The sequence below is a fragment of the Streptomyces chattanoogensis genome (genome assembly GCF_001294335.1).
GTDB lineage: Bacteria > Actinomycetota > Actinomycetes > Streptomycetales > Streptomycetaceae > Streptomyces > Streptomyces chattanoogensis.
This window is the reverse complement of the sequence record NZ_LGKG01000139.1, coordinates 27,591-47,494: the sequence shown is the minus strand read 5'-3', so window position 1 is coordinate 47,494 and position 19,904 is coordinate 27,591. Positions and strand designations below refer to the sequence as shown.

At 69.4% G+C, this 19,904-nt stretch carries 18 protein-coding genes; 12 read left to right on the top strand and 6 right to left on the bottom strand.

Annotated features, from left to right (window positions below; genetic code table 11):
• Positions 1 to 216 precede the first annotated feature (216 nt).
• Together ADL29_RS19060 and ADL29_RS44150 are read left to right on the top strand one after the other, a co-directional pair.
• Positions 217 to 1,662, top strand: coding sequence for a hypothetical protein (locus ADL29_RS19060; RefSeq protein ID WP_053924863.1), 1,446 nt, complete (start codon positions 217 to 219; stop codon positions 1,660 to 1,662).
• An 8-nt stretch (positions 1,663 to 1,670) separates the two neighbouring features.
• On the top strand, positions 1,671 to 1,838 hold the full coding sequence (locus ADL29_RS44150; RefSeq protein WP_169795244.1) for a hypothetical protein: 168 nt from the start codon (positions 1,671 to 1,673) through the stop codon (positions 1,836 to 1,838).
• Between the two features lie 124 nt (positions 1,839 to 1,962).
• On the opposite strand, the gene ADL29_RS19055 is transcribed toward ADL29_RS44150, so the two are convergent.
• The 3 genes from ADL29_RS19055 to ADL29_RS19045 form a co-directional block, all read right to left on the bottom strand.
• A complete protein-coding gene (locus ADL29_RS19055) occupies positions 1,963 to 2,925 on the bottom strand; it encodes a 3-oxoacyl-ACP reductase (RefSeq protein ID WP_053924862.1) in 963 nt (320 codons plus the stop codon).
• A gap of 97 nt (positions 2,926 to 3,022) precedes the next feature.
• The gene (locus ADL29_RS19050) at positions 3,023 to 4,120 is read right to left on the bottom strand and encodes a Zn-dependent alcohol dehydrogenase (protein ID WP_053924861.1); all 1,098 of its coding nucleotides are present in this window, start codon (positions 4,118 to 4,120) and stop codon (positions 3,023 to 3,025) included.
• A 68-nt stretch (positions 4,121 to 4,188) separates the two neighbouring features.
• The gene (locus ADL29_RS19045; RefSeq protein ID WP_053924860.1) at positions 4,189 to 5,064 is read right to left on the bottom strand and encodes a MaoC/PaaZ C-terminal domain-containing protein; all 876 of its coding nucleotides are present in this window, start codon (positions 5,062 to 5,064) and stop codon (positions 4,189 to 4,191) included.
• Between the two features lie 659 nt (positions 5,065 to 5,723).
• On the opposite strand from ADL29_RS19045, the gene ADL29_RS19040 reads away from it, so the two are divergent.
• The 7 genes from ADL29_RS19040 (at position 5,724) to ADL29_RS19015 (ending at position 12,591) form a co-directional block, all read left to right on the top strand.
• A complete protein-coding gene (locus tag ADL29_RS19040; RefSeq protein ID WP_107095025.1) occupies positions 5,724 to 6,653 on the top strand; it encodes an ABC transporter ATP-binding protein in 930 nt (309 codons plus the stop codon).
• Positions 6,653 to 7,381, top strand: coding sequence for an ABC transporter permease (locus tag ADL29_RS19035; protein ID WP_046928269.1), 729 nt, complete (start codon positions 6,653 to 6,655; stop codon positions 7,379 to 7,381). Before ADL29_RS19040 ends, ADL29_RS19035 begins: the two co-directional genes overlap by 1 nt.
• A gap of 6 nt (positions 7,382 to 7,387) precedes the next feature.
• The gene (locus ADL29_RS19030) at positions 7,388 to 8,746 is read left to right on the top strand and encodes a sensor histidine kinase (RefSeq protein WP_053924859.1); all 1,359 of its coding nucleotides are present in this window, start codon (positions 7,388 to 7,390) and stop codon (positions 8,744 to 8,746) included.
• Positions 8,747 to 8,873: 127 nt separating this feature from the next.
• On the top strand, positions 8,874 to 10,469 hold the full coding sequence (locus ADL29_RS41220; RefSeq protein ID WP_053924858.1) for a recombinase family protein: 1,596 nt from the start codon (positions 8,874 to 8,876) through the stop codon (positions 10,467 to 10,469).
• 537 nt (positions 10,470 to 11,006) lie between these two features.
• Positions 11,007 to 11,258 carry a hypothetical protein gene (locus tag ADL29_RS19020; RefSeq protein ID WP_053924857.1) on the top strand — a complete coding sequence of 84 codons (252 nt, stop codon included), beginning with the start codon at positions 11,007 to 11,009 and terminating at the stop codon, positions 11,256 to 11,258.
• A complete protein-coding gene (locus ADL29_RS43550) occupies positions 11,245 to 11,721 on the top strand; it encodes an FtsB/FtsL family cell division protein (protein WP_157878539.1) in 477 nt (158 codons plus the stop codon). The genes ADL29_RS19020 and ADL29_RS43550 overlap by 14 nt, the downstream gene beginning before the upstream one ends.
• A gap of 36 nt (positions 11,722 to 11,757) precedes the next feature.
• Positions 11,758 to 12,591: a phage major capsid protein gene (locus tag ADL29_RS19015; protein WP_053924856.1), complete on the top strand. Its 834-nt coding sequence runs from the start codon at positions 11,758 to 11,760 to the stop codon at positions 12,589 to 12,591.
• Between the two features lie 129 nt (positions 12,592 to 12,720).
• Here the strand turns inward: ADL29_RS19015 and ADL29_RS19010 are convergent, their stop codons facing one another.
• On the bottom strand, positions 12,721 to 13,080 hold the full coding sequence (locus ADL29_RS19010) for a hypothetical protein (protein ID WP_157878538.1): 360 nt from the start codon (positions 13,078 to 13,080) through the stop codon (positions 12,721 to 12,723).
• Between the two features lie 443 nt (positions 13,081 to 13,523).
• Between ADL29_RS19010 and ADL29_RS19005 the strand changes: the two genes are divergently transcribed.
• From ADL29_RS19005 to ADL29_RS18990, 3 genes are all read left to right on the top strand, one after another.
• Positions 13,524 to 14,765: a helix-turn-helix domain-containing protein gene (locus ADL29_RS19005; RefSeq protein ID WP_053924854.1), complete on the top strand. Its 1,242-nt coding sequence runs from the start codon at positions 13,524 to 13,526 to the stop codon at positions 14,763 to 14,765.
• A gap of 1,004 nt (positions 14,766 to 15,769) precedes the next feature.
• A complete protein-coding gene (locus ADL29_RS18995; RefSeq protein ID WP_053924852.1) occupies positions 15,770 to 15,979 on the top strand; it encodes a DUF397 domain-containing protein in 210 nt (69 codons plus the stop codon).
• A gap of 263 nt (positions 15,980 to 16,242) precedes the next feature.
• Positions 16,243 to 16,881: a response regulator transcription factor gene (locus tag ADL29_RS18990; protein WP_053924851.1), complete on the top strand. Its 639-nt coding sequence runs from the start codon at positions 16,243 to 16,245 to the stop codon at positions 16,879 to 16,881.
• 33 nt (positions 16,882 to 16,914) lie between these two features.
• On the opposite strand, the gene ADL29_RS18985 is transcribed toward ADL29_RS18990, so the two are convergent.
• Complete coding sequence (locus ADL29_RS18985; RefSeq protein WP_053924850.1) at positions 16,915 to 18,360, bottom strand: MFS transporter; 1,446 nt, start codon at positions 18,358 to 18,360, stop codon at positions 16,915 to 16,917.
• A gap of 325 nt (positions 18,361 to 18,685) precedes the next feature.
• Complete coding sequence (locus ADL29_RS18980) at positions 18,686 to 19,879, bottom strand: lipid-transfer protein (protein WP_053924849.1); 1,194 nt, start codon at positions 19,877 to 19,879, stop codon at positions 18,686 to 18,688.
• Positions 19,880 to 19,904 lie beyond the last annotated feature (25 nt).

Sequence of the window (19,904 nt, the reverse complement as noted above, 5' to 3'; positions counted from 1 at the left end):
TGGAAGGTTACCTCCCGGCTGTGACAGGGCGCGGGCCGTCGTGCCCGGCGACCGCCTGCGGCACCGGCACCGCAGGGCGGCGACGGAGCACACCCACCCCGCCCATGCCCGACGAACCGGACAACCACCATCCTTATGCGTGAAGTGCGGCAACCCTCGTTGATCGGCCGGAAGTGCGAAAACTACCGTCACTTCCTGACTGGAGGTGACCACTCGATGACGATCTGTGCCCCTGAGGACACCACGGCGCTCGGCAGCCCGCACCGCGCGGCGCTGACGATCGCCGCCGACGGTTCGTACGCCGCCCGGCTCGCCCGTCACGACGACGCCGCCGGGAGCCGGTTTCCGGAGCGCTGGACGCTGAGCGGCCCCGAGCCGTACGCCGTACCGCTGGCCGGCAGCCAGCCCGAGGAGCCGGACAGCGAACTGCTGCCGCTCGCCGACGGCCGGGTGCTGATCCTGCGCCGGGTCGCCGACCGCTTCGCACTCTTTCTCCTTTACCCGACGGGCCCGGGAACTGGCGAACTCCTGCTGGGTGCCGTGGAAGCGCCCGAGCTGACGCTGCTGCCGCCCACACCCGGCGGCACGCTCGGCTACGCCCTGGCACCCGGCGCGGACAGCACCGTGCTGTGGCTGGTGCACGGCGGCGCGCACGGTCCCGAGCGGGTCACCGAGATCCCGGGGCGCTGCAGGGGCGGCGTCTGGCTGGATCGCGACGGTCGGCTGCTGGCACTGGACCGGGAGCTGGCGGGGCGCACGAAGACCGTGGTAGTCGACCTGGAGCGGGGCGGCGAGGCCAGCCCGCTGCTGCAGATCACCGAGGAGAGCAACGACCGTCTGCTGCTGGCCGATCCGGACAGCGGGCTGCTGCTGCTCCGGTCGGACGCCCCCGGGCACGACCGGCTGGGCTGGGGCGTCCTGGGCAGCAGCCTGCCGGTGCGCTTCCCGGAATGCCTGCGTCCGGCCGACGGGTTCGCGACGCCGTTCGCCGTGCAGCCGGGCCAGATGCTGATGCCGGAGAGCTGCGCGGTGGCCTTCCGGATCGATACGGCGGACGGTATGCGGCTGGGCGTATGGCGGCCGTCGGGGCGGCAGTTGCGACAGCTCCCGGTGCCGGAGGGGTGGCTGGCGGGGACGGGGCTGTGGACCGCGGGCGGGGAGCTGCTGCTGCCGTACGCGACGGATGCGGTGCCGTGCGGGGTGGCGCGGATGGCCGTACCGCTGGGGCCGGGGGCGGGGGCTGGGGCCGGGGCTGAGACCGGGATGGGGACTGGGGCGAGGCCGGTGGCGAGGGTCGCGACTCCGGCGGCGGAGACGGCGGCGCACGCGGCAGAAACGGCAGCACCGGAGATCAAGGGCGGGATTGTCCCGGATGCAGCGGATGCCGACAACGGCTCCACATCATCTGCACAACTTCCGGACGCCGACGCGGAACCGCAGGAGGTCCCCGCGCATCCCCAAATGTGCAGGCCAGTGCCCCTCCAGCAGGCACCTCTGGCGGCCCCGGAGGCCCGGTGGAGCGCTATTTCCCGCCAAGTTAGAATTCCGACGGGGGCTACGCAGCCGGTTGACCCGGCCACCGACGGTTCCGCTGGGGGGCACCCCCGGCGGTTGCTGGGGGAGGTCCCGACGCGTACAGCAGTAAGCGATCTGACGGAGTGACTGTTTCCATGTCCGAAGCCCGAACCGACACGACCGAGGCGCGCCCCCAGGAGGCGACCGCCCAGGCCGCCGAGGCGGCAAGCTCCGGCAGGCACCGTGGCCCGGCTGCCACGGAGGAGGTCCAGGCCGATGTGCACGGCCGGCACCGCCGGGTGAAGCAGACCCAGGGCGCCTAACGCGTCCGGCTGTCGGCCGTGGCCGCCTCCCGCTTCACCCGGGACGGCGGCCACGGCCGTTGTGTGCACCACTCGTACCGCCACCGGCACTGCCACCCGGACTGCCGCCCGACTGCCGTCCGTCTCAGCCGCCGTGCCGGAGGCTCAGCACCTCGGCCGCTCCGAAGGTCTCGTTCGGCGGCCGTTCCGCGTAGTACGGCGTGAGCAGGCCGTCCAGCTCCTCGAAGCTGAACACGTCCTTCGCCGTGTCGAACTTGGCGGCGATCCTGGGGCGTTCGGCGACGGCGACCATACCGCCGTGGACGACGAGCAGCTGGCCGTTGACCTTGGCCGCGGCGGGTGAGGCCAGATAGCCGACGAGCGGGGAGACATGCTCGGGCGCCAGCGCGTCCAGCTCGCCCTCCGCCGGTACCCCGAAGCCCGCGAAGACGTCCTCGGTCATCCGGGTGCGGGCGCGCGGGCAGATGACATTGGCGGTCACGCCGTACTTGGCCAGCGCCAGCGCCGTGGACGTGGTCAGGCCGACGATGCCGCCCTTGGCCGCGGCGTAGTTGGGCTGCCCCGCCGAGCCCGCGAGGAACGCCTCGGACGAGGTGTTGACGATCCGTCCGTAGACCGGGCCGCCGGCCTCCTTGGAGCGGGCGCGCCAGTGGACCGCGGCGAAGTGGGTGGTGTTGAAGTGGCCCTTGAGGTGGACGCGGATCACCGAGTCCCATTCGTCCTCGCTCATGGAGAACACCATCCGGTCGCGGAGGATGCCCGCGTTGTTGACCAGGATGTCGAGTCTTCCGTAGCTGTCGACGGCCAGTTGGACCAGCGCACGGGCCTGCGCGAAGTCGGCGACATCGCCCAGGTGGGCGATGGCCCGGCCGCCCGCCGCCCGGATCTCGGCGACCACCTCGGCGGCGGGGGCGGCGGAGGCCTCGCCGGTGCCGTCCCGGCCCGGCTGTCCGAAGTCGTTGACGACGACAGCGGCGCCCAGACGGGCGAGTTCGAGGGCCTCGGCGCGCCCGAGGCCGCGGCCGGCACCGGTGACGATCGCGGTCAGTCCCTCAAGTGGCAGTGGCTGTGGCTGTGGCTGTGCCATTGCTGTCCTCTCCTCGGCGAAGGGGGTTGGCCTTGGCGAACGGGGTCCCTGACGAACCGGGTCCGTGACGAACGGGGTTCTCGGTGGAGGGCGTGCGTCAGATCTCTATGCACGTCCGCAGTGCCGTACCGGAGCGCATCTGATCGAGCGCCTCATTGATCTCGGCGAGCCGGACACGATGGGTGATCAGCCCCTCGAGGTCGATCCGGCCGGCCCGCCACAGGGCGATGGCCCGGTCGTAGGAGCGCAGCACGTCCCCGCCCCCGTAGAGCGACGGCAGAATCCGCTTCTCGTCGAAGAACAGCTCGAACATATTGACCTGGAAGATGTCGTCCAGCGCGCCCGCGCCGACCACGCACAGGGTGCCGCCGCGCCGGGTCGTCTCGTAGGCGGTGCGGGCGGTGGCGGACTTGCCGACCACCTCGAAGACGTAGTCGAAGCCCTCCCCCGCGGTGATCCGCTGTCTGGCGTCGGCGAGTTCGCCGGGGGCGACCGCCTCGGTGGCACCGAAGCGGAGCGCGGCCTCACGGCGGGCGGCCACCGGGTCGACGGCGATGATCTGGGCGGCGCCGCAGGCCCGGGCACCCTGGATGACGGAGATGCCGACGCCGCCGCAGCCGATCACCGCGACGGAGGACGCGGCCTCCACCTCGGCGGTGTTGAGGGCCGCACCGAGCCCGGTGGTGACGCCGCAGCCGATCAGCGCGGCGATCTCGTACGGGACGTCGTCGGGGATCGGGACCGCGCAGTTGGCGGGGACCACCACCTCCTCGGCGAAGGTGCCGGTTCCGGCGAAGCCGAACAGGTCGGTGGGGGCCGCGGAGGGACCGCCGCCGGGGCGCCTGAAGTTGGGGGTGCCGGCGTTCATGAATCCGGCCAGGCAGAGATGGGTCTGGCCGCGTGTGCAGGACGGACAGCTGCCGCAGGCGGGCAGCCAGCACATCAGGACGCGGTCACCCTGGCTCAGCCCGGTGACGCCGTCGCCGACGTCCAGGATCTCGCCGGCGCCCTCGTGCCCGGGGACGAAGGGCGCGGGCTGCGGCAGCACCCCGCTCATCGCGGACAGGTCGGAGTGGCACAGCCCGGTGGCCCGCATCCGCACCCTGACCTTGCCGGGCCCGAACCCCACCGCTTCGACGTCGTCGAGGACCTCGAGTTTGTCCTGTCCTGTCTCGTGCTGTACGGCTGCGCGCATGTGACGGCTCCTCTCGGGTTGGTGGGTCCCTGGGCGGTGCCCGGGGCGCCTGGCTGCGCCCGGTGCCTCTAGCTGTGCTCGACCACGGTGTCCGCCAGGACCGGCGCGTCGTCGCGGTCGGCCGCCGTGACCGACACCTGCGTCCGGCCTTCCCCCTCCCAGATCCGGATCCGCAGCGTCTCTCCGGGGAAGACGACGCCGGCGAAGCGCGTGGTGTACGAGCGGACGCGCGCGACGTCGCCGCCGAGCACCGTGTCGACGACGGCCTTGAGCGTGACGCCGTACGAGCACAGGCCGTGCAGAATCGGCCGGTCGAAGCCGGCGAGCTTGGCGAACTCCGGGTCGGCGTGCAACGGGTTCCAGTCGCCGGAGAGGCGGTAGAGGAGCGCCTGGTCCTCGCGGATGAGACGTCCGGTGATGCGGTCGGGGGCGCGGTCGGGCAGTTCGAGGCGGGCGGAGGGGCCGCGTTCGCCGCCGAAGCCGCCCTCGCCGCGGACGAAGATCTGGGTGTCGCAGGTCCACAACGGGCCGTCGTCGTCCGCCACTTCGGAGCGCAGCACGATGACCGCCGCCTTCTGTTTGTCGTAGACCGCGGGGACGGTGGAGGTCTGGACGGCGCGGCCCCGGACGGGTATGGGGCGGTGGACGGTGACGGTCTGGCCGCCGTGCAGGACGGCGGCGAGGTCGACGTCGATGCCGGGGGCGGACAGTCCGCCGGCCACCGCCATGCCGCCGCCGGCGACGGTGGCGAAGCTGGGCAGGACGTGCAGCGCGCTCTCGAGGGTGTAGCGCAGTTCGTCGGGGTCGGTGGCGGGGTGCGGCTTCTCCGGGGTGGCGGCGCCGGCGCCGATGCCGAGGTGGTAGAGCTGGATGTCCTTGTGGTCCCAGGCGAGTTCGGTGGTCCGCGGTTCGGCGGAGAGGGCCTTGGCGGCGTCGATGGGCATGGGGCGGTCGCTCCTTCACCACGGGGGTGCTCGGTGTGAAGACCCCGGCCCGGTCGTCCGCACCGTCGGCCGGGCCGGGGTCGTTTCGGGTCGGCGGGGCGGCGTTCCGGTGGGCGGGGCGGGGGCGGGGGCGCCGACGGGGGTCCGTCGGGTGGCCGGGCGGCTGGCCCTTCCGTGTGACGTGACGTCCGCCGGTCGCCCGTCGGGTGCTCGCCGGGCTTCCGTACCTCCGTATGCCGTACGTCTGCCGTCTGCCGCCCGCCGTCCGCTGCCGGACGCCGACGTCCGACGTCCGACGTCCAACGTTCGGCACCCGACGCCCAACGTCCGGCCATCCGCCCAGCACCCATTCAGCACCCGCCGACGCACCGCACTTCTAGAACGCGTTCTAGCCGATGGGTCCCATGTATAGCCGATCCGCCGGGCACTCGGAAGCCCTCTGACTCGTTGTCAGGATCCGGGGGGCGAGGGGTACGTGCCCCTGACACCCATTCCTGGACCCATGACATTTGTCAGTGGCGTTCACAGACATTCGCATCTGCCGCCCCGTCACCACGCTCCGTAATGTCGCAGACAGGAAAACGACGGGGAGGTCGGGCAAGACGATGAGCATCACGACAGGCATCGCGACAGGCGGAACGCCGGACAGGGCTGAGGCGATGGGGGCGGTGACTCCGGCCCGGGCGGCGGGCGGCGCCGCGGCGGTGGGTTTCTCCGGGGTGACCAGGAGTTACGGCGCGGTGCGGGTCGTACACGGCTTGGATCTGGAGATCGCCGCGGGCGAGACGGTGGCGCTCCTCGGGCGCAACGGCGCCGGGAAGTCCACCACGATCAATATGCTGCTGGGCCTGCTGCCGCCCAGCTCCGGGACGGTCCGGCTGTTCGGCGGCGAGCCCGAAGCAGCGGTACGGGCGGGCAAAGTGGGCGCCATGCTCCAGGACGGGCAGCCCATACCGAGAGTCACCGTCCGCGAGCTGATCACCTTCGTCGCCGCGACCTACCCGCGCCCCATGGACGCCGACGAGGCCCTGGAGCTGGCGGGCCTGGGCGAATTCGCCGGGCGGCGGGTGGACCGGCTGTCCGGCGGGCAGGCGCAGCGGGTCCGCTTCGCGGTGGCGCTGGCCGGCAATCCCGAACTGCTGGTGCTCGACGAGCCGACCGCCGCACTGGACGTCGAGGCGCGCCGCGCCTTCTGGCGCTCGATGCGGGCGTATGCCCGGCGCGGCAACACCATCCTGTTCTCCACCCACTATCTGGAGGAGGCGGACGACCACGCCGACCGGATCGTGGTGATCGACGGCGGCCGGGTGGTGGCCGACGGCAGCGGCGAGGCGATAAAGCGGCGGGCCGGCGGCTCGCTGGTCTCCTTCGACCTCGCCGGTGCGCCGACCGAGCCGCTGCCCGGGCTGCCCGGTGTGAGTTCCGTCGAGATACGGGGCGACCGTGCCCTGCTGCGGACGGCGGACTCCGACGCCACGGTCCTGGCGCTGGCCGGGCTGGGTCTCGTACGACGCTTGGAGGTCGCCCCCGCCGGCCTGGAGGACGCCTTCCTCGCACTCACCGCTTCGTCCACGAAGGAGATCGCGTAATGCTGGACTACATCCGCCTCGAAGTCCGCCGCACGCTGCGCGACAAGGGCTTCGTCATCTTCGGTATCGGGATGCCGGTGCTGATGTACGTGCTGATGACCAACATCGGGACGGGCGCCGGCGGCGCGGGTATGGAGTGGAAGATCGCCTCGATGGTCGGCATGGCCGCGTACGGCGCTCTGGGCGCGGCGATCGGCACGGGCACCGGCGTCGCCGAGGACAAACAGCTGGGCTGGCTGCGCCAGTTGCGCATCACCCCGCTGAGCCCGATACGGGTGGTGGTGGCCCGCGGGCTGACCGGCACGGTGACGGTGCTGCCCGCCATAGCGTCCGTACTGCTGGTGGGCGCGCTGGTCAACGGCGTACGGATGCCCGGCTGGCAGTGGGCCGCGCTGGCCGTACTGCTGTGGGTGGGCACCGCGCCCTTCACCCTGCTCGGCCTCGGCAACGGCTATCGCCTCTCCTCGCAGTCCACCGGCGTGGTCAACACCGGCTGCATGCTGCTGATCTCGATCATCGGCGGGCTGTGGTTCCCGGCCGAGCTGTTCCCCGGCTGGCTGCGCTCGCTGTCCGCCTGGACGCCCGGCAACCGCTTCGCCGAGCTCGGCCAGAGCGTGACGCAGGGCGGCGCACCGGGCCTGGGCGCAGTGGCGGTGCTGGCCGCCTGGCTGGCACTCTTCGGCGGTTACGCGGTGTACGCGTACCGTCGGGCCGCACGGACAGTCTGATCGACGATGGCAGGGACCCGGGAAACGACAGTGCGAGACAAGAAGCGGGAGAACCGCGAGGGTGACGGCCCCGGCGACAACGCCACGGCCGATGCCGCCTGCACCATGAAGGTGGGGGGCAAGAAGCAGGACAAGGGGCCCACCAAGTACGCCTTCCTGCCCTGGCTGCTGATGGGCCTGGGCGCCTTCTCCAACATCATCCAGGGCAAGACGAGCAACCCCTGGCTGGCCGGCCTGGGCCTGCTCGCCTTCAACTCCCTTTACATCAGCGTCGTCTGGTCGTCCTTCAACCCCAGGCTGCGCGACTCCCGCCGTCCGCTGATCGCCCTGGGGCTGCTGACCGCCGTCACCTTCGCCATCGCGCTCGGGTTCCGCGGCAACTGGTTCCTGTTCTTCCCGCTGCTGTCGCTGGCCTCCGGCACGGTGCGCGCGCTGCGCGGCAAGAAGCTCGCCGTCTGGCTGATCGCGCTGAGCGGCGCGGCCGGGTACTTCTCCGGCTGGCACGAAGGCAGCGGTCCCGGAGGCGCCTTCGGCGTCGGCTATGGCACGTTCCTGTCCGGCACGGTGACGGCCACGGTCCTCAGCCTCTTCGACACCATCCAGGAGCTGAACGCCACCCGCCAGGAGCTGGCCCGCTCGGCCGTGGAGAAGGAGCGGCTGCGCTTCTCCCGCGATCTGCACGATCTGCTCGGGCACACCCTGTCGGTCGTGGTGGTCAAGGCGGAGGCGGTCCGCCGCCTGGCGCCGCGGAATCTGGAGGCGGCGCTCGGCCAGGCCGCCGATATCGAGGCGGTCGGCCGCCAGGCACTGACCGAGATCCGCGAGGCGGTCACCGGCTACCGCGAGGGCAGTCTGACCACCGAGCTGGACAAGGCCCGCTCGGTGCTGGAGGCGGCCGGCATCGAACCCGTCGTACGGCAGGCGGGACCGCCACTGCCCACCCAGGCCGAAGCACTGCTGGGCTGGGTGGTCCGCGAAAGCGTCACCAACGCCGTCCGGCACAGCCGCGCCACCCGCTGCGAGATCGACGTCAACACCGGCACGGACCGGGTACGGCTGACGATCACGGACGACGGCCGCGGTCCCGTAAGCTCCGGTGCTGCCGCCCCACATGGCCTGGCCCGACTACGGGACCGGGTCCCTGTGCACGGCGGCGCTACGAGCGGCACGGAGCGTCCCGGAGCCATGGATTCCGGCCGTTGCGGTCCCGTGGGCGGCACCGGCCTGAAGGGCCTGGCCGAGCGGCTGGCCGCGGCGGGCGGCACCCTGCACAGCGGCCCGGACGGCCGGCGCGGGTTCCGGGTGACGGCCGAACTGCCGGTCGGCACGGGTGATATGGCGGATGCGGAGGAGTTGACCAGGTGATCAAGGTCCTGCTGGCCGAGGAGGAGTAGCCCCTTAGACACCTCGCGCTGACCAGCAGCTTCCCGGTTCGGGAAACCGTTGCGCTCCAGGTGCTCCGAGGGGTAACGCCTACCGGGAGCGCCTGATCATGGCAGTTGAGTACGCCTGCATCATCTGCGGGAAGACCGAGCCGAACGCCATAGACCTCTACACGCGGAAGTCAAAGCGGCTCAGCAAGGACGACCACCGTCGGGAGCAGAGCACCGACGCACAGCGGGAACAGGGGCACCGCTGGGGACACCGCCACGGGTATGCCGTACGGAAGGTCTGGAAGGACATCGCGAGCGGCTTCAAGGACGTGAAGCGCTCCGACTTCGACCGTGCCCTGCGGGCCTTGGCAGACGAGGAGACGCCCGCCCTCTGGGCGTATGCGATCGACCGCTTCAGCCGAAAGGGCGCAGAAGACCTCTTGAAGGTCATCGGCAAGGCGCGCGTCATCTTCGACATGGACGGCCTGGACTCCAACGAGCCGCGCGACCGGCGCTGGATCATCAACCGGGCCGAGGAAGCTCGTGAGTACAGCGAGGGGCTGTCCAAGCGGGTACGGGACACCAAGGAAGAGCAGCGGGACAACGGTCTCTGGGTAGCCGGTCGCGCCCCGTGGGGCTACACAGCGTCGCGGGATCGCATCCTGTCGCCGGACAACGAGCCGTTCGTCTGCCACATAGCGACACACAAGGAGTGGAGCCGCGCCGCTCTGGTACGCGAGGTGTTCCGCAAGATCGCTCAAGACGGGGCATCGACGCGGGATATCTGCCGCTGGCTGGATGGCATGGGTGTGCCGTCGCCGGGCGGTAAGAAGTGGCGACACACCTACGTTCACCGCGTGACCCACAACCCCGCCTACTCGGGGTGGCAGGTGATCCAGATTCGGCCGGGGCACGCGGAGGCATACCGCAACAGCAAGGGCCAGCGGGTCCGCCTCAAAGGCACTTCGCTGATCGCACCCGAGCTCCAGCGCGGAGCACAAGAGGCGCTGACTGGACAGAACTTGGTTCCAGTCGAGCGCACCTATGACACGCGCCCCAAGCACCCTCTTACGGGCCTGCTGCGCTGCGAGGGCTGCGGGCGCTCCATGCCGATGGGCGGCCGGGGCTACAAGTGCCAGGCAGCGTTGGGCGGCCGAGCCTGCCAGGCAATCGCCTCAGCCCGCGCAGATGCCATAGAGCGGTACGTGTTCGAGCGCTGGCTGGACCGGTTGACGGCCGCCGAGGACGACGACCCGATCTTGGTCGCCGCCTCGGAGCGCTGGACGGCCCGCGAGAAGCCGGAGGAGACGGAGGAGGAGCAAGCAGTGCGGGCGGCACTGAGAGCCGCTGAGGCAGGCTTGAAGCGACTCTTGGACGACCGTCAGGCGGGGGTCTACGACGGGGCAGCGGCACGGTACTTCGGTCCGCTGCTGCGTGACGCTACCGGTGCCGTTGACGCTGCCCGTGCCGAGGTCAGCAAGTACGAAGGTGGGGGCAAGGTCAGGCTGCCGTTCCTGTCGGTGGACACGGAGACACTGACGGACGCTTGGGAGTCGGCGGACCTGCCCCTGAAGCGTGACCTTCTGCGTCTAGCTATCGATCGGATCACGGTTCGCAAGGCACCGCGTCAGGGTGTGCGGTTCAACGGTCGTGAGCGCGTCACGATCGAATGGGCCACCCCCTCAGATCAGGAGGACATGACGCGAGCTGCCTAGCCCCGTCGTAGCGCCCTCAGCCCCCGTCCGGAGCGATCCGGGCGGGGGCTTTGCTGTGCGATCCGCCAGGCATTGCCGAGCATTGGCGCTTCGCGCGTACCTGGCATGGCCTTCTGTGATGAAGGTGCACAGCATGGGTACGGCTCGAAGCACCCCTGACCTGTGGGAACTGACGGAATGACGATTTTCCGTCACTTCGCGATTCCCTATAGAGACTCTAAAGGGATACCGAGAACCGCGTTTGTTTCGTCATTCGTCATTGGGGATGCCCACAGCTGGGCCGCCAGCCGGCGCAGGGCGGGAACCCCTTGCGCTCTAGGTAGTGATGAGGCGGGAATCCTCGCGTCTTCGTTCACCTTGCTGGAGTGCACGCAGAGCACCCCGCCCCCATAGCGCTCCCGGTTTTTGGTAGTGCCCCCTGTTCTGGCTCCCGCGCTGCGGGTGTTGCTCACGCTGGTATCTGCGGCCAGCGCTGACGCGCACCCCGGCGCGGGGCCTTTTGCATGTGTGCCCACGGATATCCCTTGGAGGAATGTAGTGACCGAGACACGCGACCGAATCAACCTGCTGCGACGCCTAATTGGCGCCCTGTCGGATCTGGTCTGGATGGCCGTCGAATCAGGAGATGACGCCCGGCGAGCGCATTACCGGACTCTGCGCGAAGAGGCGACGACGGAGCTGGCCGCCCTGGTCCGCGCGGCTCACACTGGCGGTCGGCTGGCGGACGCCGAAGCAGAGCAGGCCCTGTCCCCGATCGCCAGTGTGGGGAGCGCCCATGCCTTCCGCTGACATGGCAAACATCCCACAGGCCGCCGAGGCCGCCCCTCACGCGCCAAGCGGGAGCCAGGAGGTCATCACAGACGCACCGGAGCCCGCAACGGGCGCTGAGACCATTGCCGCTCTGGAAGCGCGCATTGCTGAACTCACCGCACGCATTGCGGAGCTGGAGCAGGAGAAGGCCGACCGGGCCCGCGAGGACGCCATCACAGCACTGGCCGAGCGGTACCGCCTCCCCGCGCCAGTCCTGCGCAGTCTGGGCGACGTTCCTGCGGCAGAGCTAGAAGAGCGGGCACGCATTCTCAATGCGGCTATTCAGGAGCGAGATAGGCCACGAAACCCTCTCGGCCGTGGCGGGCTAGACCCCAACAACGCGAATGAGCGAAATGCGACGTGGGCGGGCGCATTCCAGCAGGCACGCGAAAACCGGAGCAAAGGAAACGGCAGCGCCACATTCACCGGCAACGTTCGATAATTCAGCGAACTCCAGGGAAAGAATCCTAACTTGAGCATGTTCACCACGTCGCCCGGCGTGACTGGGGTCACTCCCGACCATTACGCCGGGCTCATCATCCAGCCCGTGCAGGGCGAATCGGTGGCCTTTCAGGTCACTACCCAACTCACCACAGACGCCACCCGCACTCACCTCCCAATCGTGCAAGAGGATGCGGGGGCCGCCTGGACTCGTGAAGGCGATGACATCCCCGTGGAGGACGCCACGCTGGGTGAAGAGGTCGTGATCCCGGCCAAGGTTGCCGGACTCACAGTTGTCTCGTCGGAGCTAGCAGAGGACTCCAACCCGCAGGCTCAGCAGATCGTTGGTGACGGTCTGGCTCGCTCGATCGCCAGGAAGGTGGACGCCGCCTTCTACGGCAGTCTGCCGCACCCTGCACCACGTGGGCTGGAGGCTGTACCTGGCATCCATGCGGTGACGGCCGGGAAGAAGTGGACCAACCTAGACGCCTTTCTGGAAGCCATCGCGGCGGCGGAGACCGTGGGCGCCACACTCACCAGCTTCACTGCCCACCCCACCGATGCCCTGGCCCTGGCCCAGCTCAAGGAACAGACCGGCAGCAACAGGCCGTTGCTCGCCCCCGACCCGACCATGCCAACCCGGCGCGTCATCGCTGGCGTTCCCCTGTACGTCTCCCCGGCCGTCACGCCAGGCACTGTATGGGGCCTGCCCAAGGACCGCGTGTTCGTCGTACTACGACGTGACGTGAAGGTGGACGTGAGCGCGGACGCCTACTTCCAGTCGGACCAGGTGGCCGTACGCGGCACCATGCGCGTCGGCTTCGGTTACCCGCACCGGGCAGCGATCACGAAGGTGACGCTCACTCCATAGAGCGCGAGAGGGTCCTCACAATGTGAGGACCCTCTCCTCCGACCTGGGGGGTATACCCCTTCAGTCCATCACGCCGGACCGCAAGCGTATAGCGGCTCGGATTCTGTACGGGTTTCTAGGTTCCCGGTCTCAGACATGTCGCCGTGCCTCCCGCTGAACAGCGCTGACGGCAGTGTCAAGATCGGCGAGCATCTGGTTGGCGTCCCGAGTCTCTGCCGGTGAAAGCTGCCCACGCTGCACGTCAATTAGCCACTCATACAGTTGGTCCTTCAGTGCCATGGCGTGTGCCATGGCAAGGGTGGCGTCGATGACGAACCGCTCCGGACCCTCCAAGGCAACGGTGACGAGATGCTGATCCAACGAGTCGAATAGGGTCCCGACGTCACTCAAGCGGTCCAGCATGGTTGAGCCCTGTGCCGCCACTCCTGCGGGGCCGCGCACGATGATTGCTTCTGTGCAGGTGGCGAGGTGGCGCCGGAGCGCATGCATGTCCGCGAGAAATCCTGCGTATGCCTGTCTTCGGGCCTGTTTCTTGTGTATTCGCTCCGAGGATCTGGCTGTAAGGAACGAGCCTCCCCACGTCCCCAGTGCGCCCACCAGTGCGCCCAGTAGGGCCGCAACTCCCTGATCCATTAAGCCCCCGATAGTGATCGGATCATCACGGCCACCTTATGGGAGGTGACACCATGCCGGGCCCATCTCGAAGCGCAGTGACCAGCGCCGCAACAAGAGCGACGGCCCGGACCCAGTGAAGACCCCCAGCGGCGCAGCCCCGTCCCGCGCGCCCTATGGCGTGGGACGGGGCTTTCGCATGCCCATTCCTGGGATCGCTTGCTCAGCCGGCGGGAGCATGGCCGCCGGGCCGGATTGACGGACTCGCGTCGTACGGGTATGGGACGGGCATACGCTGGACGTGAGGGGACGGTGATCTCATGTCAACAGGGTTGGCTGACAACGTCAGGAAGTACCGCCGCACCGCAGGTCTGAGCCAAGAGGGACTGGCCGAAGCGTCTGACCTCTCGCTGAGCACGGTTCGCAAGGTGGAGCAAGGCGGACACGTGAGCATGGAGACTCTTCACGCCCTTGCGCGCGCGCTGAATGTCTCCACATCGGCGCTGTTTGCCACTGAGGCACCAAAGTCCGTGCTCAGTACGCAGGATGAGGCGAACCGTCGTTACCTGGTGGAGCTTCGACGGGCCCTCATGCCTCCTATCGCGCTCTCTGCGCCCCTCTCAGAACCTGTAGAAGCCGGAGAGCTGTCCAGCATCCGGCAAGGCGTACAGGACGGCCACGCGCTCTATCAGGCCGACCGGTACGGCGCGGTCGCAAAGCGGCTTCCCTCGCTACTCCGCACCTCTGAGGCTGCCGCGTCCGCCCTTGACGGCGAAGAGGGGCAACACGCCGTGATCGCGCGGGCTCATGCTCTATTGCTCACGGGTAAATATCTCACGCAGGTCCGGCAGTACGACATGGCCTATTACGCACTCGCTGAGGCGATCCGGCTTGCACGCGAGACGGGACAAACTCAGTTGGCAGCAACTGGAGTTGTGGGGCTGTGCTGGCTGTTGCTACGGCAGGACCGGTTTGACGAGAGTGAACAACTTGCGGCGCAGACGGCCGTGGAGATCGAACCGCGCATGTCGGAGGCAACGCCCGCACAGCTTGCTGTCTGGGGCGAGCTGTGGCTCAGGGTTGCCGCTGCTGCACGGAGGAACAACCGGCCAGATGTGGCGAACCACTCTCGTCGGATGGCGGCTGCTGCTGGAGGCGCGCTGGCGCGGGAACACGCGGACTTTCCTTCGCATTGGAGCGCATTTGGCCCTGTGACCGCTGAGGCAAAGGCCGTTGAGGACCTTGCCCTTGTGGGTGATGCGCGCGGCATTCTCCGTCGAGCCGATGAAGGACCGCTGAGTGCCAAAGCCGTGAAGAACTTTGGGAGGTTGAGCGCCAACAACTGGGGGCGCCACCGGCTCGACATTGCTAGGGCTCACGTCTTGCTGGGGTCTCATCAGGACGCCATGGACGAGCTGACCAACCTTCGTGACACCGCTGATGTGTGGTTGACCCATCAGCCCATGGCACGCCGCGTGATGACTGACATCCTCAAGACCCGTAAGCGGACGCTGACGGAAGACATGCGCAGCATGGCGGCTCATCTTGGGGTCGCCGGGTAGGTACTGCGAAGCGTGATACTTCGGCGGTATGCGCCAATGAACTACCGTTTACTGGACATGGGTTGGCCCTGTCAGTGCTCTTACGGTCGCTGTATCAAATCCAGCGGACCGAGGGGCCGAGGTGACGCAGAGAACTGAGGGTGACCGGAAGCGACGGCGCGGCATTGCCGACGCAGCGTCGGGCATGCCGCCCCGGTTGCTTCCATGGACCAGGGACGGCAAGGCGTGCTACCTGAGCACGGACGGTGGATCGGACAGCGTCCTGTCCCGCCTCGCTGACGACATGGAAGACGTTCAGCTTGCGATGGCCGGGGAAGTTCAGGAGGCGGCGGCAAAGGTCCTGGGCGACCCCATGTCACCTCACGTTGAGGTGAGGTACGCGGCGCTTCGCTTGTCCGAGTGCCTGCGCGAGGTTCGCAGAGTCGCGGAGAGTCGGGGAGCGCGTATCCCCGTACCGGATGACGAGGCCACCGACGATGGGCCCTCGCTGCCCGCTGAGGCGTTCGGATGATCACGCGAGCCGACGTGGGGCACAGGGTGCAAGACCATGCTGGACGAGTCGGCATCCTGCGGGACCTGATTCCGGACTACGTGGCCCCGGCAGACCCGCCCGGAGAGCGCCGTGAGCGGCCTGCGGCCTTCCTCCGCCCCGAAGGCGGGGGCGCTGAGTGGTTGGTCCCGCCAGACATCGTGAACCGCACATAGAAGCCCCTGGCGCTCCGTCATCCCGTGGCGGACGTTCGGGTAAGTCCCCCGACCGGATCAGCCTTGAGTAGGGACAGGTCGTGTCCCGTCTGAGCTGACGTGCTCAGGCTCTCGCCCCGGTCCGCCCCTTCGCTGGGGTGCTGCCCTGGGCAGTGAGGGCAACCGCTTCGGACCTAGGGAAGCCGGAGTACCCAAGCTCCCACCGGCTGTCTACACAGCGGTCGGCAGCCGGATGGGTGTTCCACCGCAATACGGCGCGGGGACCGTATCCCCGTACGTGCAGCGAAGGGATAGGCACCGTGAACGGAGTTCCCGAATTCGAGTTCCGCACGTCCAGCGCGTGCAAGTACGACCCGAACGACCGCCGTTGTGTCGAGGTGGCGACCAATGTTCCCGGCAGGGTGGCCGTCCGTAGCACCGTGACTGGCCGAACGGTCGAGTTCATGGCCGTTGAGTGGACCGACTTCCTGTCGGGTGCCAAGCTGGGTGAGTTCGACTTGTCGGCATAGGGAGACACCGTGCAGGAGTGTCCACGCTGCGGCGGCGACGCGGTACCGGACCCGGAACATGGGCGGGTGATCTGCTGCCTGTCGTGCTGGCACACCTGGGCGCTCCCGAGGGACACACGCTGTCCGGGCTTCCTGCCCCGTCTCATGCCCTCACTGCGGGTACTGAACGAATACCGGGACCTGAACCGCTGAATCCCACCACGGCCCCGGTCGGCGCGCTTCCCGTGCGCTGGCCGGGGCTTTCTGCTGCGTAGTCTGGCCGTATGACTGAGTCCTCCGGCGAGCCGCCCGTAAGGTGTACAAGAGTCCTCCTCGCCGAGGATCAGGGAATGATGCGGGGCGCGCTGGCGCTGCTGCTCGGCCTGGAGGAGGACATGGAGGTCGTGGCCCAGGTGGCGGCGGGCGATCAGATCGTCTCCGCCGCCCTGGACGCCCGGCCCGACATCGCGCTCCTGGACATCGAACTCCCCGGCTGCAGCGGCCTGGACGCCGCGGCCGACCTGCGCGAACAGCTGCCGTCCTGCAAGGTGCTGATCGTGACGACCTTCGGCCGCCCCGGCTATCTGCGCCGCGCCATGGAGGCCGGGGCGTCCGGTTTTCTGGTCAAGGACGGTCCCGTGGAGGAGCTGGCGGCGGCGATCCGGCGCGTGCTGGCCGGGGAACGGGTCATCGACCCCGCTCTCGCCGCGGCCGCCCTGAGCGCCGGCCCCAGTCCGCTCACCCCGCGCGAACGCGATGTCCTCACCGCGGCCGTGGACGGCGCCACGGTCGCCGACATCGCCGGCAAACTCCATCTGTCCCAGGCCACGGTCCGCAACTACCTCTCGGCGGCCATCGGGAAGACCGGGACCCGCAACCGCATGGAGGCGGTACGGGCGGCGCGGCGCAACGGCTGGCTGTAGGGCGGGGCCGCCGGCCGGGCCGGGGACCCGCGCTCAGTTCTGCGCGACGTCCGCCTGACGGCGAGGCAGGGCGAGGATCATCAGCAGGATGCTGCCGAGCAGCACCACCGACCCGACGTGGAAGGCCAGGCCGTAGCCGTCCGCCAGCGCCGCACGGCCGTGGCCGCCGGCGATCCGGGAGGCGGCGATCGTGGAGAGGACCGAGAGACCGAGCGCGCCGCCCATCTGGCGGGAGGTGTTGATCAGACCGGCGACCAGTCCCTGGTCGGCGGGATCGGCGCCGGAGGTAGCGATGGAGGCGACCGGCGTGGCGGTCAGGCCCGCGCCGAGCGCCATCAGGATGCCGGGGCCCAGGATGGTGCCGAGATAGGTGCCGTCGGCGTCCATCGTCCCCTGCCAGACCATGCCGCACGCGGAGATCACCGCGCCCCCGACGGCCAGGCTCTTGGCGTCCATCCGGTTCATCAGCCGTGGGGCGATCTTCGAGCCCAGGACGATGGACAGCGAGTGCGGAATGAAGGAGAGCCCCGCCTCAAGTGGTGTGTAGGCCAGCACGTTCTGCGCGTAGAGGGACAGGAAGTACCACATCGAGAACATCGCGGCGCCGGCCAGCATCATCGCCGCGTTCGCGGAGGAGACCGAGCGCAGCCGGAAGAGTCCCAGCGGCATCAGCGGGGCCTTGGCGCGCGCCTCGACGGCGATGAAAGCGGCGAGCACGACGAGCCCGGCGGCCAGCGGCACCAGCGCGGCCGCCGAGGTCCAGCCGTCCGTCTCGGTCTGCACGATGCCGTACGCCACCAGTCCGAGGCCGGCGGTCACCAGGAGCGCGCCGGGCACGTCGAGGCGCCGCCCGGTGTCCTGCCGGCTCTCGGTGAGCCACAGCACCGCGCCGATCAGCACCAGCGCCCCGACCGGCACATTGATGAGCAGCACCCAGCGCCACGACAGATACTCGGTGAGCACCCCGCCGACCAGACCGCCCACCGCGCCGCCGCCCGCGCCGACCGCCGTCCAGGTGGCTATCGCCTTCGTACGGGCCGGGCCCGCCGGGAACGACGTCGTCAGGATGGTGAGGGTGGCCGGGGAGAGCACCGCGGCGCCGACGCCCTGGATCGTACGGGCCGCGATCAGCTGCCAGGGCTCCTGGGCCAGTCCGCCGGCCAGGCTGGCGATGGTGAAGAGCGCCAGCCCCAGGACGAAGATCCGCTTACGGCCGAAGAGGTCGGCGGCCCGGCCGCCGAGGAGCATGAAGCCCGCGAAGGTGATGACGTAGGCGTTGACGATCCACTGCAGGCCCAGTTCGCTCAGGCCGAGGCCGGTCCGCATGGCGGGCAGCGCCACATTCACGACGGAGACGTCCAGGATGACGATGAACTGTCCGGCGCAGACCAGCAGCATCACCAGCCAGGGCGGTGCGGCCTTGCGACGTTCGGTCGTGGACAGCGTGGCGGGGGTGGCTATCGGGGGCATGCGGACCATGCTCGCATTCGTCGCTTGCGCCCTGCATCGACTTATCGGCGCATCCCGCCGCTGCCGGGAGACCTAGGCCTTATGACGTAGCCGGGGCGGGCGGCGGGGAGGCTGCGGGATGGGGGGCGGGCGACCCTTAGGGGATGTCCCCTAAGGGATATCCCCTAAGGGTAGGGAGGCCCCCTTGCGGGCCAACTACCCAAAGCGGAGCCGGAGTTAACGCGGCCGACGGAGGCCGCGGCAGGGTCGGCGGAGGCCGGGCGAGAGCTGGCTGAGGCCGCGCCAGGGCCCGGCGGAGGCGGCACCGGAGCTCGCGGAGGCGATGCCGGGACCCTCACCTCCGCAGCATCGTCACCACCGCCGCACCCCCCAGCCCGATGTTGTGTGCCAGCCCCACCCGGGCGCCCGGCACCTGGCGCTCGCCCGCGGTGCCCCGTAGCTGCCACACCAGTTCGGCGGTCTGGGCGAGCCCGGTCGCGCCCAGTGGGTGGCCCTTGGAGATCAGCCCTCCGGACGGGTTGACGACCCAGCGGCCGCCGTATGTCGTCGCCCCGTCGGCGATCAGCTTGCCCGCCTCGCCGTCGGCGCACATGCCCAGCGCCTCGTACGTCAGCAGCTCGTTGACCGAGAAGCAGTCGTGGAGTTCGATGACGTCCACATCCTCGATGCCGAGCCCGCTCGCCGCGTAGACCCGGCGGGCGGCGGCCCGCGACATCGGCTTGCCGACGACGTCGATGCAGGAGCCGGAGGCGAAGCTGTCGTCGGTGTCCGTCGTCATGGCCTGGGCGGCGATCTCCACCGCCCGGTCGGCCAGGCCGTGTTCGCGGACGAACCGCTCGGAGGCGATGACGGCCGCGGCCGCGCCGTCCGAGGTCGGTGAGCACTGGAGCTTGGTCAGCGGCCGGTGGACGGTCCTGGCGGCGAGGATCTCCTCGACCGTGTAGACGTCCTGGAACTGGGCGTGGGGGTTGTGCGCGGAGTGCCGGTGGTTCTTGGCGCCGACCGCGGCGAGCTGTTCGGCGGTGGTGCCGTAGCGCTCCATGTGCTCGCGTGCCGCGTTGCCGAAGATCTGGGCGGTGGGCGGGGTCATCTCGAAGCCGTGGGCGGCGGCCATCACGCCGTAGTGGCGGGCCACCGGCGACGTCGCGAAGTCGCTCTCACCGCCGCCCCCGCCCAGCGCGCCGCGTTTCATCTGCTCGAAGCCGAGCGCCAGCACACAGTCGTTGATGCCCGCCTCGACGAACTGGCGCGCCATCATCAGCGCCGTCGAACCGGTCGCGCAGTTGTTGTTGACGTTGTAGACGGGGACACCGGTCAGCCCGAGTTCGTACGCGGCGCGCTGGCCGGCCGTCGAGGCCTGGTAGCAGTAGCCGACCGGCACCTGCTCGACGGACTCGTATCCCACGCCGGCGTCGGCGAGCGCCTTGCCGCCCGCCTCCTTCGCCATGTCCCAGTACTGCCAGTCGCGCGTCTCGGGCTTCTCGAATTTCGTCATCCCGACGCCGGCGATGTACGCCTTGCCAGCCATGCGTGTCCTCCTGGAGAGGTAGCGG